Genomic DNA, 17098 nt, shown 5'->3' on the forward strand with positions numbered 1-17098 from the left:
AAAACACGCTCCTTTAGGTTAGTAATTATAGTGTACTAGCCCTTATAGAATCTGTCTAACCTAGTGTAGCCTATCCATTTCATTATATTTCCTTAAAATCCGTATTGGGTGGATTAATAAAGGGGGTTCTACTTTCTGTTTATATAGGTTAAGAAGAAATAATAGTTCCTCATCTTTAATAGTAAATTTCCTTCTCCAATCATTAAAAATTGAAATCACATTGTTATTTTCTAATAAACAAAAACCACATTCACAGGTAAACGGGTGGTTTGAAAAATTGGACAACAGATATTTACCAAAGATCTTTCCACATTTTTCACAGCTATCTACTAATGGTTCATTTGGATGGAAAACGCAACTTTTAAAAAGAGTCATTTGATGAAAAATACTGTGAAAACCACATTTAATACAACTGGAGCAAAAGGTAATATTATCTCTGATAGAATAAGCATATGTTACACCTAATATAGGTTTTACTTTTTTGTATATCAATGAATTTCTACTATTCAAATTTACTCCTAATATATCAAGAGATTTATGTTTATCTATACCAGCTAAACTTACAAGATTTCTTAGATAATCACCTACACTTGTAATACGCTTTACTGCTTTAACCTTATTGTTTCCAAATATACCGATTAGATCATTATTATTATATAAAGCGTTAGAGTATTTAAAACGTTCGAATATACACCAATTGGATATATAACTATGAATCCACTCCCTATTCCATACAAACTCTCTTTTACCCATGTTACCCCCTCCCTTTATTCAACTTCTAATAAAACTAACTCGGATTGAATATAACCGGAATTTATTATTGCTTTTTTGAAAAGACTTTTATTAAGTAGTTGAACATTTTCACCAAAAAATCCATAGTTTTTCAAGATATATTCAATTGATAGTGTAACGTATTGCATAGGTATTTCTTTGTTTTTTTGTAATCCTTTATCTAATTGAAGTTCTAAAAATACGTCATGAAACTCTCCTGCATAGTTAACCAACCTAAACCCATTTTCAAAATGATCCCTGAAATAAAACTGAGTATATGACAAATTTGAATTAACAGGAAATTCAGTTCCCTCATCATATTGCTCAAGTAGAATTTTAAAATCTTCGACATCTTTAACCCCATTAAACTGATAGCTATCACTCATAAATCTACCTACTATTTGAAAATCCTTATTTTTAATAAATCTTTTTCTACGGTCGATTAATTCGTCATGTCCTACTAGAATAGTAGTTAATACAATCCCATATTCATCTAACTCATTATATACATCCATAAGCCAATCATATTGAATTGCTGTTAGTTTTTGTGCATCATCAATGAAAATAACAATTTTATTTTGTTTTGATTTCTCTGCGGTATTTATAAAAAAATGTTTTAAACGGACTCTTTTTTCACTTGGTCTTCCTAGTTCAGGTACAGCATGTCCTACTCCATCTAACAAATCCTCAAAAAAGTTATTTTCACTAGGATTTTTATAGGTTTTACATTTAATATGGAACATAGGAATATTTTGATTTAATTCTTTAGGAAGTACTTTTATTAGGTATTTAATAGCTCGTGTCTTACCTAAGCAAGGGCGTCCATGAATAATAGCACCTGGAAATCTATTATCAATCCAGTTCCCTACTATATAACATAATTTATCAATTTCATTTGTGGCAATTAGATATTTCCCAGTGTCAACAGGGTGTTTTCCAAAAGGAACGTTTATATTTGATAAGTTCACCATAATATACACCACCTAAAGAGAGATTGATTTTCTCTTATTTTTATTTTTGTTTTTTTCTACGTTTATTAAATGGTCATAGTAGTTTGTTTCTGTGATTTCAGGGTTGATGTTATTTAAATTAATTTCATCTTTAACTGAATTAGTGTTAGCCGTCATAGAACATTTTTCTCTTTGATTTATCTTTTGTTCTATGATTAAATCGTGAGTTGATTTGAATTCATCATTTTGTTTATTATTAGGATTATCTCTAGAAATATCTTCAATAGTAACGACTTTTCTGTCATCAATAACTTCTTGGTGTAGTATTTGTTGTTCTTTTTTTAATTTTACCAATACTTTTTTCTTCTCTTTATTTTTGGAATCAATATTATATCTCTTTTTATAGGACTTTATTTCAGCTAATAGATTCCTAAGTTTTTTATCGTTTATTGCATTTTCTTCTAAAAATGCTTGAAAAGCATCCATAGGATCTTCATCGTCGGTATAGAAGAAATACCGTTCACGCCTAAACTTATTTATTGCATCCCGTAATTTTAAGGAATGTTGAACAGTTCCCCAATAACCACTACAAGTTAATACTCCATATTTTGAGCCATCTTGTCGATATATTACAACTGTACGAAGATCTTCAGTATTAATTAGGATAGTTACTTTTTCACTCACCATTGAAAAATCTCTACTAAGTTCGGGGCTAGTATAACGTTCATTTTTATAGTTTATAAATGGCCTTCTGCCTTGTTCTAGATTACCTTTTACTTGACGCACACAAATTATTGGAAATAAAGTAACTGAGTCCCTATTTTCTTCTGGAAGGTTTGCAATAAACATCCCTTGTTTTATTCTACTTCCAAATACTTCTAAAGGTGAAAAACCATCATTGCCATCATGAGGATAACCATTGTAATTTGCTATTATTACATCACATAGTTCTTCTATTGCTTCAGAGGTAATAGAAAATTTAATTGCATTTTGTTCAGGATCTTTTCTTTTTGGATCCAATACATTACTGCCAGTAGTTGAAGGCAGCCTATGGAAGCCATTCTCTTCAATAGTTTTAAAAAGGCGTTCTACAATTGGTCTATTAACAGGAACTGCTACAGGACCCATATTAATGGTACAACCTATTTGTTTTGTTAGAATGTCTTTAATTTCTTTAGAAAGATGTGATTTTGCATTATCATAACTAATTTCGTCCCAAACACCGTATTTAGCTTCCGAAAATTTGGATGAGGGAAATCCGGCATTTTTAGAATAACTTAATCCAGGTATAGTAAGTTCTTTTGGTTTCCAAGGTAAAATTGCTGATTGAAAACACAATTTAACATCTTCTTCGTTATATTCTTTATTAAAGGATAAGTGATAGCCTATTACAGCTCTTGTAGCTACATCAATAACAGTTAATAACCAGATGCGATTAAGTGTATCTATAATTTCTTCTCCTTTTGGAGTTTGAAATACTATAGAAACTATTACATCAAGGAGATGTCCATCAAACTCAACCCTTTCCAGCGGTCTTGTTATTGTTGATTTTGAATTAATAGAGTTATTTACATTATTTAAGAGCATTGATGATTGTTGACCATTAATTCCGGATACTTCTCGAATGTATTTATTTGAAATTTCTTTAATAAATCTTTCAACGGATTTTCGAGCTAAACTAGTAGTATTGAACGGATAATCATTTGATTTAATTCCTAACTTCCTACATTCATTAATAAACTTCCTATGCAAATTTTTATAGCTTATTTTACGTTCTCTGGCGCTATTTTTTACTTTTGATCTTTTAAAATACTCATCAATTAAAAAAAATTTTAACTGAGGGTAAGTATTTAAAAGTAATTGAAATGCACCGGAAAAATTTGTTAAATCAAGATTATTAAGAGATTTTCGAATATAAGGAGCTATCTTATTGTTGCTAATTAATCCTCTGTACCCCATTATTTTATTATTGTCATCATAGACAATACATCTTGATGCAAAACGATAGATTTCACTCTTTACTAAACCTGTCTCTTTAACTATTTCATTTAAAGGTATTTCTGTATTAAAAAAAAGGTCCATTGCCTTCTTTTTATTATTAAAAATGCTAAGTTCTTTCTCATTTAAATCTCCCGTATAAATAGAATCCCAATTATGAAAATCTATATATTCTATAGAAATATTTCTTTGTAAAAAAAAACTTCTCATTATCTCCACACCTCCAAATGTTTCCCAAAATGTAATGAATCAAGATTACATTTAATCTCCCCTTTATATAAAAGTATACATATAATTTTTAATAAAATTTGTAGTTGAACTTTGGTTTCATTTGTTATCTGTTGAACGGTTTTTGGTTCATCATTGATATGACTCTTAATTAAAGTCAAAGTCGAACTGTTACAATCAATTGAATTATTAACTTGTTTTATAAGAAATTTAAGATTTGATAACTTAATAGGGTTCATTTTTATTTCATCTTCTGTCCTAATGAGATGATTTATTTTATTAACATCACACCAAACCTGTTGGATATAAATTTGCTTCATTACTGATTTTTTTAATAGATCTTTTCTATACTTTATTTCTATAAAGGCTTCTTGGTCATTTTTATATTTCACCCACATATCAATAATAGATGAAAAAACTTTACCGTTATCAATTATTTCCATTTTTATAGGTTGTTCACAAAACTCAACTATATCGGGATCTGATTCTATCTGTAACCAATGCTCATATTCTAAATCACTAAATAAATAGACAATTCTTTTTAATTTATTACTATATGCTAACCATCTATTGTTTCCATATTTTTTACTGGCATCAGTAATTAAGGGTTTATACAAATAAACACCTCCTTTTTGCATTTTGAAAATTCAGAAAAATAAACGTATGGAAGTTCTTGTCTCTATTATACAAAGTCCGGAAGTTCTTGTCTTTATATTTGGACAAGAACTTCCGGACAAATTTTTTAAAAAGGTTATTTTAACTTTGTTTTGATCAATTATTAGTGTCCGGAAGTTCTTGTCCATGTACATATGTTGTATATTGTATATGGACAAGAATCTACAGACATCTTGGACAAGAATGTCCGGACATAATATAATTCCCTACTTTTTGGACAAGAATGTCCAGACAAACTTACATTTCAAAAAATAAAAAAGACAAGAATGTCCAGACAACGCACATTTTTCCGGCTGTCTTAATATTTCTTCTCCATGTTCTGGCACTGTTCCACAGCTATGCACATTAGTGTTGGTTTAGAATAAAGTTTGATTAAAAATTTGCTGCGAACGTTGACTTTATAATAGAAGAAACCCACGCATTTTGAAAAAAGTTTGATCAAAATGAATGGGTTTTATTTAAATGCGAAGTTATTTTTATCAAACTATATTACAAATTATCGAACTTTATTTTAAATGATCAATCTTTTTTACAAACTACAACTCTTTATTCTTCCATTATTAGGCTATTATTTAATTTAAGAAAATTTTTATCTCTTTACGAGCAAATTCACAGGTCCAAAAACCTAAAAATGAATTTAAGCTTCTGTATATTGTCCAATCTTTCTGAATTTCTCATAACCATCCTTAATTAATTGTTCGCCATTTAAAGAATTCAATGCTTTTAGTGTGACGCTTATACATTCTTTTATATAAATTGCTTGCTTCGCAACATTACGGTGTGCTCCACCAGTTATTTCAGGGATTATTCCATCAATAACATCAAGCTCTTTTAAGTCAGGTGCTGTTATACGCATTGCTTCTGCTGCTTGCTTCCCTAGACTACCATCTCGCCATAAGATCGATGCAGCTCCTTCAGGTGAGATAACCGAATACGTTGAGTTCTCTAACATAAAGACTCGATTAGCTACCCCTAATGCAATTGCACCACCACTTCCGCCTTCCCCAATAACAATACTAATAACTGGTACTGTTAGAATCGTCATTTCAGCAAGAATTCTAGCAATGGCTTCACTTGGGCCGCGTTCCTCGGCTGCCTTACCTGGATAGGCACCTTTCGTATCAATAAAACAAATAATTGGGCGCTTAAATTTCTCAGCCTGCTTCATTAAGCGTAATGCCTTACGATATCCTTCTGGGTGTGGCATACCAAAATTTCGCCGAATATTTTCTTTAGTTGATTTTCCGCGTTGGTGTCCAACAATTGTTATGGGCTGTCCTTCAAAGAGAGCGATTCCTCCAAGAATAGCCCCATCATCACTAAACGAACGGTCTCCATGTAACTCTATAAAATTTTCGCACATAGCTTCTATATATTGTAATGTTGTTGGACGTTCAGGATGTCTAGCAACCTGTACACGATCCCATGGTCTCATATTGGTATAAATGGATTGTTCTAGCTGAGTAAGGCGTGTTTCAAGCTTTTCGATTTCGTCTGTCATATTTACTTTCGCTTTGGTAGCAATTGTTTTTAACTCATCAATTTTTTCACGTAATTGTACTACTGGTTCTTCAAAAGCTAAATTTTTAGACATGTTGCACGCCTCCTTTTGTATGCATTTTTACAAGCATTGCTACTTGGTTTCGTAAATCTTTTCGATGGAAAATTGCATCAAGCTGACCATGCTCAAGTAAAAATTCTGACTTTTGGAAATTATTTGGTAGTTTTTCTCTTAACGTTTCTTCTATTACACGGCGACCAGCAAAGCCAATCAATGCTTGAGGTTCAGCAATATTAATATCTCCAATAGAAGCAAAGCTTGCCGAAACGCCACCGTATGTAGGATGCGTCATGATAGAAATAAACAATAGTCCTTCTTCACTATGATGTTTTAATGCCGCACTCGTTTTTACCATTTGCATTAATGATAGAATACCTTCTTGCATGCGCGCTCCACCACTAGTAGAAAAGATAATAACCGGTACACGTAATTTAATAGCTTTTTCAACGGCACGTGTGATTTTTTCTCCTACAACTGAGCCCATTGAGCCCATACGAAAATGAGAATCCATAATTGCTACAACAATTTCTTCTCCATCAAGAGTACCTAACCCAGTTAGTACAGCATCGCTTAATCCCGTTTGTTGTTTAGCCACTGAAATTTTTTCCACATAATCAGGGAAATTAAGTGGATTACTTGTTTGTAAATGATCATCCATTGATACAAATGAACCTTCATCTAAGAAATATGTTACGCGCTCCCGTGCAGTCATTTTGAAATGATAATCGCATTTTGTACACACTTTATGATTTTTTTCTAATTCCTTTGTTAACTGAATGTGACGGCATTCTGGACATTTTGTCATAAGTCCTTCAGGAAATCCCTTTTCCTGTCCGTCCTCTTTCTTTTTACTAAATAAGCTACGTATTGCCATGTTCGTCTCCCCCTTTGTTGTTTACATGCTTTGTAAAGTCTTCATCCACTGCTCGTAAGCTTGCGATGCTTCTTTTTCATAGACAAGCTGCATCGATTTAAACATAGTTTGAATGATTATTTTTTCTTCTTCTGTTGAGCTTTGATTTACACGCTCACCATCATAAGCCGCTAACTGAAACCAGATTTTTAGTGAAAGACGATTTCCCGCCGTGATTATTATTTCTCGTAATACATCTTGACAATTAATCGTACCTTCTATTTCTAGCCTTACAAAAAAACTGTCCCACACAGGTAGTGTTCGCAGAGTCTCTGTACAACTTATTACGCGAATGGCTTCCTTTTCATGAATTTGTCGCGTTAATTCGACATCTTTTTTCGGTTTTTCTCTTCTAATATAAACATTGACAGTATTTCTACGAACTGATGCATATGTGTAGAAGCTAGAAACGTACCTCTCCCATGTTTCATTTCATAAGAAAACAATTATAAGCTTGACAATGCCTCCCTCACAGAGGATCGCCCGACACCTAGACGCTCTGAAAGAACTCGTTCAGAAGGTAGTTTTTCTCCAGCCTGAATTTCTTCCATTTTAATAAGTTGTTGTAATTGTTGGACGATATCTAAAAACACTTTCTTTTGTTCGGTTTTTTTATCCATACGATCAACTCCTCGTTCTATCGCTTTCGCACAGATAAACATGCGTCCAAAGGCTTTATCTTCATTCAGTAGGTGTTTGGATACTTACTATAAAGAACGAAATCCACTACCTTTAGAGGATGGTGGCTCTTACTGAATAAGTACAAAAGTGGTCTGACCACTTTTGTACATTTAATCTATCTTACAAAATAGTTATTTAAAAGTAAATAAAAAACTGGATAAAAATTTATGAATTTCCTCCAATTCTATATTCTTTTCGTCGTTAGTGCATGTTTTACTTTCACTTGAGGTCTACCAAAGTGCTTTTTAAGCGTCCCCTCAATGTAAAGCAATTCATCTTCTAGTCCATTGAGCCAATACCCAGGGGTATTGATCGTCGCGACTTTATGGGTATTGGTACATCACTAAGTCGCTATTTAAATAGGGATAATAATAATAAAAAAGTTGATAAGGAGAAATACTCCTTATCAACTTTGTATTCTATATTAAGATATAGTATCGACCAGCTTAGTTTGTTCACTCTTATGAATAATTTTTATGAATATTGGACAAATCTACATTAAACGATAATTAGCATTATTTAAACGAATAATCCCCTTATGAACGATAAATTATAGGACCAACTGATAATAAGAAAGTTGTGACCAAGGTATTTATATTATGTAAACTAAAATTATTTGGCGTGGAGGAGGGCTTAGATACGTCAACTACTTGTACAAGGACACAAAGATGTCTCACTTTGGGACACAAAGTTTACACAATTTGTTATTCCGAATATTTTATATTTAAAATTAAGTCCACTCTATTTACATTAATTTAAGTTCTTATAAGATGCATAAAAAATGTATATGCTTCTGGATGGTTGAAAAAGAATAAATAGATTAGTATAGATTCTAATCAGTATTGTTAATACATTTATTATACGCATTCGCTTTTGGTAAATTTAATTTATATTAGAACAATTAAATAACAACATTAATCTTTAACAAAGCCAATAAAAAAGAGCATGTTTTAAAACAATCAAAAGCATGCTCTTAAATATTATACAATACTAATCCCTATTTATTAGATTGATTTAAGCTTTCTTCAAGGTTCATTAAAGATTTTTCTAAAATCGATCTAGGACAAGCAAAGTTTATTCTTTGGAATTGTTCTCCCCCTGTACCAAAAATAAAGCCATCATCTAAAGCGAGTTTTGCCTTTTTTTGTATCAATTGCTGTAGTTCAATATCAGTAAAATTATAATTACTAAAATCAAGCCAAGCTAAATAAGTTCCTTCTGGTCTAATTATTCTTACTCTTGGAATTCGTTCTTTTACAAATTCCTCAATGAAGTCTAGATTATTTTGAAGATATAGAATTAATTGCTCAAGCCACTCTTCCCCATTATTGTATGCTGCTATTTGAGCTAAAGATCCAAATGAACCTGGATCAATATCTATGGTGCATATTAGCAATTAATACACTAATTATAATGAACAATAACCTTAATATCCTTGTCCCCATATTTTCATTTAAGAAGATAAAAGTAAATACGGCTGAAAAGAGTTTCAATAGAATGTACTTTCAGAAGTTGTAACTTTTGAGCAAATGGCTTTATTACAAATCCAAAATTTAAGTGTAATTTATCAGCGCTACTAAAAAGCAATCCCTGACTATTTTCTGTAGCTTAGGGATTGCCTTTTTTAGTTAATCGATTCTCGTTGAATTAATATCGGCTTAAAGCGATATAATTTTTGCTCATTGGATATATCCTCTTTTTTAATTTTTGCTAAGAGAAGTGAAGCCGATTTTTGAGCCATGGGTAGAATAGGTTGTTTTAATGTTGTGATAGAAGGATTTACGAATTTTGCATATGGTACATCATCAACAGCTATCACTTGTAAATCATTAGGTACATGCAAGTTTCGTTTTTTTATAAAAATCATTAATTCTTGGAAAATACGATCATTTGCTGCAATTATTCCCTTTGGAGGTTGTTCCAATGCAAATAATTGATTGAATATCTCTTCCATTTCAGAAGGTTCGCCATTTCTTATATATCGTTCATCAATATAGAAATTTCTATTTCTTAAAGCTTGACGAAACCCTTCTAAACGCTCAACACGAGGAGTAATTGGTAGGGTTAAAGATGTTGTCACAATGGCTAATGGTTGTTTTTGAAACATCTCAACTGCCATATCCATTGCTGAATAATTATCAAGCAAAACAGCTGGAATATTTACTCCTTCTATAAAACGATCGATAAAAACGATTGGTATTGCTTGTTCTTGAAGCCTTATATAGAGGTTCTTATTTTCTCCTGTCGGGAAAATAATCAAACCATCCACTTGTTTTTCAAGTAAAGTTTCGATATGTTTTTTCTCTTTTTTTGAATTATCCGCAGAGTTACAAACAATCATATGGAAACCTTCATTATCAAATTCCTCTTCAAGTGCATTAATAATTTTTGTAGAAAAATCGTGGATAATATTTGCTACAATAATACCTATAGTAAAGGTAGATTTCTGTTTTAAACTACGAGCCATTAAATTAGGACGATAATGTAATGCTTCAATAGCTTCTTCAATTTTTTTACGAGTCTCTACACTCATATATTCATATCGCTTATTTAGATATTGAGAAACGGTACTATTAGAAACATTTGCATACTGTGCAACATCGGCAATTGTTGTTTTTTTCACTAAAATCAAACTCCTACCTATATATAAAACTCTCTTTGGTATTATGTAGCATAGCATATTTTTTGGTTAAATTAACTAGTTAATTTAACTATTCAAATATTTATACATTTGTTTAAGTTAATCTATAATTTTTTCATAGTATCTTACTCAGTTTTTGATCAAAAAATACTGTACTTTTGGTCTTAAATTAAACTTTTTCTTTTGACATCTAACAATTATTTGAAGCATAAAGATAGCCTTCTTCAGATGAGAATTGAAGGAGGCTAAAGGCTCTAAAAAATTATATATTTGAATTTTTGTTTTGATTTATATCCTTATTTTTATCTTCCCAAAAAGTAGCATTCTTTATTCCTAGTTTAGTCGGATTAAAGACTGGATCAACTCCTGCTGCTTTTTGCTGTTCGTAATCCTTAAGAGCTTTTAATACTGGTTTTCGTAAAAGGAAAATTCCAATTACATTAATCCAAGTAATAAGTCCAACTCCTATATCAGCTATTGACCAAATTAAATTAGCTGATACAATTCCACCGTAAAAAGTAGATAAAATGACAATGACCCGTAATACATTCTTAAATATTGCATTATCTCCAAAAATATACACAACATTTGTTTCTGCAACATATGCAATAAACAGTAATGTCGTAACAGCAAAGAAAAATACCGCAATAGCTACAAATACATTACCAAATCCATTAAGCGCAGAATCTACTGCTAATTGTGTATAACTGACCCCAATTTCAACGTTACCTATGTGGTTCACTACAAAGCCACCAGCTGGATTTTCAACATTATATTTTCCTGTTATCAAAATCATAAATGCAGTTGCACTACAAACAATAATTGTATCGATAAATACACCCATTCCTTGTACTAAACCTTGTTTAATTGGATGTGAAACATCAGCTGTTGAAGCAGCATGTGGTGCAGTCCCCTGACCTGCTTCGTTTGAATAAATTCCACGTTTTACTCCCCATGCAATCGCAGCGCCGATAAGACCTCCAAATGTTTCCTGGATACCAAAGGCACTGGAAAAAATTAAAGTGATAATATCGGGTAATTGATTAATATTCATTATCACAATAATTAAAGCTATTAAAATATAAGCTAGTGCCATAAAAGGAACGACAACTTCAGAAAACTTAGCGAATCTTTTGACGCCGCCAAAGATAACTGCAGATACAAGTATACAAATAAATACAGCAGTATAAATAGGCTTAATGTTAAATGCTGTGCTAAAAGATGCAGTTATTCCATTAGACTGAATGCCAGTTAAGAGGAAACCATAAGCAAAAGCAATGGTAATCGCAAATAATGAGCCAACCCATTTTTTCCCTAATCCTTTAGACAGATAGTAGGCAGGACCTCCACGAAATTCATCTCCAACCTTTTCCTTAAAAATTTGTCCTAATGTACTTTCAAAAAAAGAAGTAGCCATACCAATAAAGGCCATAAACCACATCCAAAATATAGCTCCAGGGCCTCCTAAACCAATAGCGGTTGCAACTCCAGCTATATTACCAATACCAACACGTCCAGCGATGGACATTAATAATGCTTGATAAGAGGATACATTATTTTTCGTTACATTTCGGTCAAGTGTTCTTTTGACCATCTCTTTAAAATGCCTAATTTGAACAAATCTAGTGCTAAAAGTAAAATAAAGACCTACTACCAAAATTAATCCGATAAGAGCATAACTCCACACAATAGAATTAATAGCATCAACAATTGCTTGCAAGAAATTTCCCCCTTAAATAGACAATTTAATTAAACTTTTAGTTTATAAATATCAATACTTTCTTTTTACAAAATCTTTAATTCGATTAATAGCTTCTATTAAATTCTCGTCTGAATTGGCAAACGAAAAACGTAAATATCCTTCGCCCATTTTTCCAAATGCCGACCCGGGTGTAACAGCGACCTTTGCTTCTTTTAAAAGTTCTAGAGCAAATTCTTCAGATGGCTTTCCAAATTCTTTGATGTTTGCGAAAGCATAAAAGGCACCTGCTGAATTAATACATGAAAAACCTGGAATTTCATTTAATCCATTTATTAAAATCCCGCGTCGACGTTTATAGTGGGTCACCATCTCTTCAACAACGGATTGTGGACCATTAATCGCTTCTACTGCGGCCTTTTGAATGAAGGGAGGTACACAAGAAGCCATTCCTTCTTGAATTTTTGGCATAACAGAAATAATATCTTTATTACCGATGACAAATCCCACTCTCCAACCCGTCATTGCATAAGTTTTAGATAAACTATTTATAATAAGCACATTTTCTTTCACTTCTGGAATTTGAGCCATGCTAAAATGAATTTCATCATCGTAAATAATCTTTTCATAGACTTCATCAGAAATAACGATTAAATTATGTTTTAAAACAACTTCTGCTAGTTCTTTAATATCTTTTTTATTCAATACTGAACCTAATGGATTGCTAGGGGAATTTAAAATAATAGCTTTTGTTTTTGAAGTGATTGCTTTTTCAACGTCTTCAGCTTTCAGTTTAAATGCATTTTCTTCATAGACAGGAACAGGTACTGCTTTTCCACCAAGCATTAAAATTTGTCCTAAGTAATTAGGATAAGCCGGATCAGCAATAATTACCTCATCACCTGGGTTGATTGTTGCCACTAAGGCTAACATAATCGCTTCCATTCCTCCAAAAGCAACCATTACTTGTTCAGGAGTAAATTCTTCTCCGAATTCAACAGTATACTTTTTGGCTACCGCCTGACGAAGTTCATCAGTTCCTGCATTTGATACGTAATGTGTAAGATTCGAATCTATTCCAATCTTTGCAGCCTTCTTTATATAATCTGGAGTTTCAAAATTTGGTTCTCCAACAGTTAACTTGATAATATCTTCATATTGATTAGCCAATTCGAACATACGTCTAATTGCTGATGCGGGATAGTGTTTTGCAACATCTGATAAATAATTCATTGTGAACCTCCTATAGGAAATAAGTTAATTTTTTTTTTTGAAAATGGGCTTCGTGAACAAATGTTTCTGCTCGCTTTGTTATGTTTTCTAAAAAATCATTTGAATCTTTTTCTAGAATCGCTTCCTTTGTCAATACTTCTCTGGCTGGTAAACGAAATGTGCACACACTCCCTTTCACATTTAGGATTTGTTTTCCATCCTTCAATGGCTCTGTATCACTGCCATGACCATAACATCTAAATGCCATACTCATTATTCAGTACTTCCTAGTTTGCGAGGTTCTCCATATACGCTTTTGCCCGTTCAACAACACCTGCAAAGCCATTTTTTGCATAGGCTTTATTGAGATCACTGCCAATACCTACTGCAACAGCGCCTGCGTCTAGCCATTCTCTCATATTAGTTAGACCAACACCGCCTGTAGGCATAATTGTTACATTTGGTAAAGGTCCTTTAACGGTTTTTATAAAGCTTGTTTCAAATTGACTTGCTGGGAATATTTTAATAATGTCGCTTCCACCTTCTAGTGCTGTTACCATTTCTTCAATCGTCATACAGCCTGGTAAATATGGTATGCTATAGCGATTACAAATCGTTGCAATAGCAGCATTGTAGCTTGGACTAACAATAAACTTTGCACCATTTAAAATCGCGTGACGCGCAGTCTCAACATCCAATACTGTCCCGGCACCAATTAAAGCATCACTATTACGTAACAATTTAAATGTTTCTTCTACAAAAGGCGTTGTATAGGTTATTTCAATTGCTCGAATGCCTCCTGAAATTGCACCTTTTGAAATTGCCGTTGCTTCTTCAGGTGAATTCCCTCGAATGACAGCTATAACTTTTGCATCTGATAACGCTTTCAAAATTTCAATTTTTTGCATTCCTACCAACTCCTATCGCTCAATTAGTTTTTCTTCACCAATAAATTGTTTTATTTCACTTAATGAAGGAAGCCCCTCATTATCCCCTTTAATGGTAGCTACAAGTGCACCTGCACCATTTGCTAAAAGCAGCCGTTCTGGAATATCATAACCATTTAAATAGCTATATACATAAGCTGAATCAAACGCATCTCCTGCTCCAACTGTATCAATCGCACGAATTGTGAATGCCTCTTGATCATACTGTTCAGTAGTTGTATAAACTGAGGCCCCATGTTCACCCTTCTTAATAATGATTTCATCTATTTTGTAACTTTCTTGAACGTCTTTGACTGTACGCCCTTCAAATAAAAGTTCAAATTCATCCTGTCCTGTTAGAAGTAGATTGATTAATGGGTACACTTTTTCGTATGCTGCACAGGCCTCTTCTGTAGTCCATAACTTTAATCGTAAATTCGGATCAAAGGATATAGGAATATTTTTTGCTTTTGCTAAACTAATCAATTTCAATGCAACATTAATGTTATGTTCACACACCGCTAAATACACACCGCTAATATGTAATAAATCAACGTCATCCAGTACTGATTCATCTAAACGATCTGCTGTTAGTTCAAGTAAAGGTGATGGTTTACGGTAATAAAACGATTTACCTGAACCATCTCCCCTAATTTCCTTAAAATAAATAGAGGTTGGAATATGTGGTGTACGTATAACATGCGATACATCAACACCTTCACCACGAGCAAAGTTGTAAATAACCTTGCCAAATTCATCCTCTCCAATACAACTAATCCATCTTGCTTCCATATCTAAACGTGTTGCACCAATAGCAAAATTTAATTCAGCTCCTCCGACAGCTCGCTCAAAGGTAGGAACAAATCGTAGTGGACCAGTTTTAGATGGATTAAAAACAACCATTGCGTCACCAATCGTTGCAATTCGTTTATTTCTCAATTATATTCATCCCCTTTAATGGTAAAAATCTTTACTAAAACGATTTAGTAAAACGTTTTACTAATACTATCACAATGTTTTTTGTGTTGCAATAACAATTTGATTATTTAGATTACTTAAAAACGTTTCCTCAAATGCTATTAAAGAAAAAGCTGAAAGAATCTTCGTCCTAAGATTCAATTTGTACTCTGTCCTTCTTTAAACTAAAAAATCTCCAATTGATATAAATCCATCTAGATTGTTTCTAGCTCCTAGGCAGACCGTGTTTCATAGATCACACTTCCTTTAGATTTTGCATCACTACGAACACTTGTGTGCTAGGCAACATAAAATAAGAGGCTGGTTTTATAAGTCTCTTTTGAAGTAAAATCGCATAAAAGCGAAAAGCAGAAACGCTGATTTAACAACGTTTCTGCCTTTCACTTTTATTTATTTTGGCTAAAAAAACCCTTCTGGGGTAGCCCATTAAAGAGTTAAAATATTTGCGGAGCAGGGTTTAAGTTTGTGATTATAGTATTCAATATACAGTTCAAGTTCACGCTTATTACTCAACAATATTGCCCGATTGTGGAATAAGAAAAAAGCCTACATATCAACACAGGATTTTTAATCAAATTTTATTATAAATGATCAATCTTTATTTAAAATTATCGACCTTTGTTTTAAATAATCAAACTTTTTTATAAAAACTACATCTGTACCAATTTGGGTATTTGTGTAGCCTTTCTTCACAAGATTCATGACCTTTTGTTCGCGCTTTGAAAGTAAACTTTTCTTTTCTTCACTACAATTGTTTACAGTCTCTTTTTAAAAAATAAACCACTCAATTGAGTGGATAGGTTGAAGCATATAAGTCTATTTTATATAAAATCTTATTTTTTATTGTATGCATTAAATATTTCTTTAGCAATATTTAAAATTAAACGAACCTCATTTTCGCTTCTGTCTTCTATTAGATTTTGTAAGACCATAATTAGCTCTTTTTTTTCAAAATACTTATTATCGAAATTTAAAAGTGTCAAATTTAAAGATACTACTTGGTGCTTCTTCCAAGCCTTTAGTAATTTTTTCTAAGGTCTGAATGGTAATATTCCTATCCCCTCTTTCAACCCCAGCCAAATATGAAGTTTGCAGTCCACATTTTTCGGCTAATTCTTCCTGAGTTAGTTTTTTCAATTTCCGAATTTCCTTGATGTTGCTACCAACTAATTTGACTAAACTATCCACAAAATCACCTCACATTTAGACTATGTGAGGTTTGTACTACCTTACAGTTACATATAGTATAAATTTGATTGAAATATGTACTTATCCCAAGGAGAAGATGCCCTTTACACTCCAATTTTATTAAATGCTTCAGGACATTGGGAATTTCACGCATATGACAGTCAAAGAAGAAATTTCAGGAGATTAGTATGCACAAAAAAAGCTACATTAATGGATGGGCAGCATAGATTAGGCGGAATAAGTGAATATATTAATGAAACAGATAGCACACTTAACGTTCCCTTCTTGGCTTTTCATTATTTAGATGAGGATGAAGAAATTAAATTATTTGATGTAATTAATTCAAAAGCTAAGGGTATTGGAACATCGCTAAGTCGCTATTTAAATAGAGATAATGATGATATTAGCTGGGTTGCTACAAACTTAATTCTTAAGCCGGAGAGCCCTTTCTTTAATAAAGGAACTTTAATTGGAAGAAGAACTAAAGAGAAAAACGTAACATTACAAAATCTGTACAACATCATAAAATTATTACAAAAAATCTGCTTTAGCAAACCTATCAAAAGAACGAAAATTAAACATAGCATTACTTTACTTCAATTTAATAAAAGATTTGTTTCCGGAACAATGGGATGATAATCAGTTGTATAGAATGACACATATAACATGTTTAAATG

Annotated in this window: 17 protein-coding genes and 1 pseudogene; 1 reads left to right on the plus strand and 17 read right to left on the minus strand. The window is 32.3% G+C overall.

Features of this window, described 5'->3' with window-relative positions:
- Positions 1–60: 60 nt before the first annotated feature.
- The 17 genes and pseudogenes from AC3WOM_RS22170 to AC3WOM_RS22250 form a co-directional block, all read right to left on the minus strand.
- Complete coding sequence (locus tag AC3WOM_RS22170) at positions 61–753, minus strand: hypothetical protein (RefSeq protein WP_492448374.1); 693 nt, start codon at positions 751–753, stop codon at positions 61–63.
- Positions 754–767: 14 nt separating this feature from the next.
- Complete coding sequence (locus tag AC3WOM_RS22175; protein WP_492448375.1) at positions 768–1742, minus strand: AAA family ATPase; 975 nt, start codon at positions 1740–1742, stop codon at positions 768–770.
- A 12-nt stretch (positions 1743–1754) separates the two neighbouring features.
- Positions 1755–3929, minus strand: a complete 2175-nt coding sequence (locus tag AC3WOM_RS22180; RefSeq protein ID WP_492448376.1) for a TnsB C-terminal domain-containing protein — start codon at positions 3927–3929, stop codon at positions 1755–1757.
- Positions 3929–4564 (minus strand): TnsA endonuclease N-terminal domain-containing protein, encoded by a 636-nt coding sequence (locus AC3WOM_RS22185; RefSeq protein WP_492448377.1) that lies wholly within the window; start codon positions 4562–4564, stop codon positions 3929–3931. The genes AC3WOM_RS22180 and AC3WOM_RS22185 overlap by 1 nt, the downstream gene beginning before the upstream one ends.
- 695 nt (positions 4565–5259) lie before the next feature.
- Positions 5260–6216 (minus strand): acetyl-CoA carboxylase carboxyltransferase subunit alpha, encoded by a 957-nt coding sequence (locus AC3WOM_RS22190; protein WP_492448378.1) that lies wholly within the window; start codon positions 6214–6216, stop codon positions 5260–5262.
- Positions 6209–7057, minus strand: coding sequence for an acetyl-CoA carboxylase, carboxyltransferase subunit beta (accD, locus tag AC3WOM_RS22195; protein WP_427542214.1), 849 nt, complete (start codon positions 7055–7057; stop codon positions 6209–6211). The genes AC3WOM_RS22190 and accD overlap by 8 nt, the downstream gene beginning before the upstream one ends.
- Before the next feature lie 21 nt (positions 7058–7078).
- The gene (locus AC3WOM_RS22200; RefSeq protein ID WP_492448380.1) at positions 7079–7348 is read right to left on the minus strand and encodes a hypothetical protein; all 270 of its coding nucleotides are present in this window, start codon (positions 7346–7348) and stop codon (positions 7079–7081) included.
- A gap of 194 nt (positions 7349–7542) precedes the next feature.
- A complete protein-coding gene (locus AC3WOM_RS22205; RefSeq protein WP_492448381.1) occupies positions 7543–7716 on the minus strand; it encodes a FadR/GntR family transcriptional regulator in 174 nt (57 codons plus the stop codon).
- A gap of 1058 nt (positions 7717–8774) precedes the next feature.
- Positions 8775–9173: a hypothetical protein gene (locus tag AC3WOM_RS22210; protein ID WP_492448382.1), complete on the minus strand. Its 399-nt coding sequence runs from the start codon at positions 9171–9173 to the stop codon at positions 8775–8777.
- A gap of 228 nt (positions 9174–9401) precedes the next feature.
- A complete protein-coding gene (locus tag AC3WOM_RS22215; RefSeq protein WP_492448383.1) occupies positions 9402–10400 on the minus strand; it encodes a LacI family DNA-binding transcriptional regulator in 999 nt (332 codons plus the stop codon).
- A gap of 280 nt (positions 10401–10680) precedes the next feature.
- Entirely contained in the window at positions 10681–12138 is a 1458-nt protein-coding gene (locus AC3WOM_RS22220; RefSeq protein ID WP_427542225.1) for an alanine/glycine:cation symporter family protein, read from the minus strand.
- A gap of 51 nt (positions 12139–12189) precedes the next feature.
- Positions 12190–13350, minus strand: a complete 1161-nt coding sequence (locus AC3WOM_RS22225; RefSeq protein ID WP_427542228.1) for a pyridoxal phosphate-dependent aminotransferase — start codon at positions 13348–13350, stop codon at positions 12190–12192.
- 10 nt (positions 13351–13360) lie between these two features.
- Entirely contained in the window at positions 13361–13603 is a 243-nt protein-coding gene (locus tag AC3WOM_RS22230; RefSeq protein WP_492448384.1) for a hypothetical protein, read from the minus strand.
- Positions 13604–13616: 13 nt separating this feature from the next.
- Positions 13617–14237 (minus strand): bifunctional 2-keto-4-hydroxyglutarate aldolase/2-keto-3-deoxy-6-phosphogluconate aldolase, encoded by a 621-nt coding sequence (locus tag AC3WOM_RS22235; protein ID WP_427542233.1) that lies wholly within the window; start codon positions 14235–14237, stop codon positions 13617–13619.
- 12 nt (positions 14238–14249) lie between these two features.
- Positions 14250–15194 (minus strand): sugar kinase, encoded by a 945-nt coding sequence (locus tag AC3WOM_RS22240; RefSeq protein WP_427542236.1) that lies wholly within the window; start codon positions 15192–15194, stop codon positions 14250–14252.
- A gap of 630 nt (positions 15195–15824) precedes the next feature.
- A pseudogene (locus AC3WOM_RS22245) lies at positions 15825–15953 on the minus strand (hypothetical protein); the annotation flags it as partial.
- A gap of 240 nt (positions 15954–16193) precedes the next feature.
- Positions 16194–16421 (minus strand): helix-turn-helix domain-containing protein, encoded by a 228-nt coding sequence (locus AC3WOM_RS22250; protein ID WP_492448385.1) that lies wholly within the window; start codon positions 16419–16421, stop codon positions 16194–16196.
- Between the two features lie 75 nt (positions 16422–16496).
- Between AC3WOM_RS22250 and AC3WOM_RS22255 the strand changes: the two genes are divergently transcribed.
- A complete protein-coding gene (locus AC3WOM_RS22255) occupies positions 16497–17057 on the plus strand; it encodes a DGQHR domain-containing protein (protein ID WP_492448386.1) in 561 nt (186 codons plus the stop codon).
- Positions 17058–17098: the final 41 nt, after the last annotated feature.

The organism is Lysinibacillus sp. FW301-JW8, from assembly GCF_058788755.1.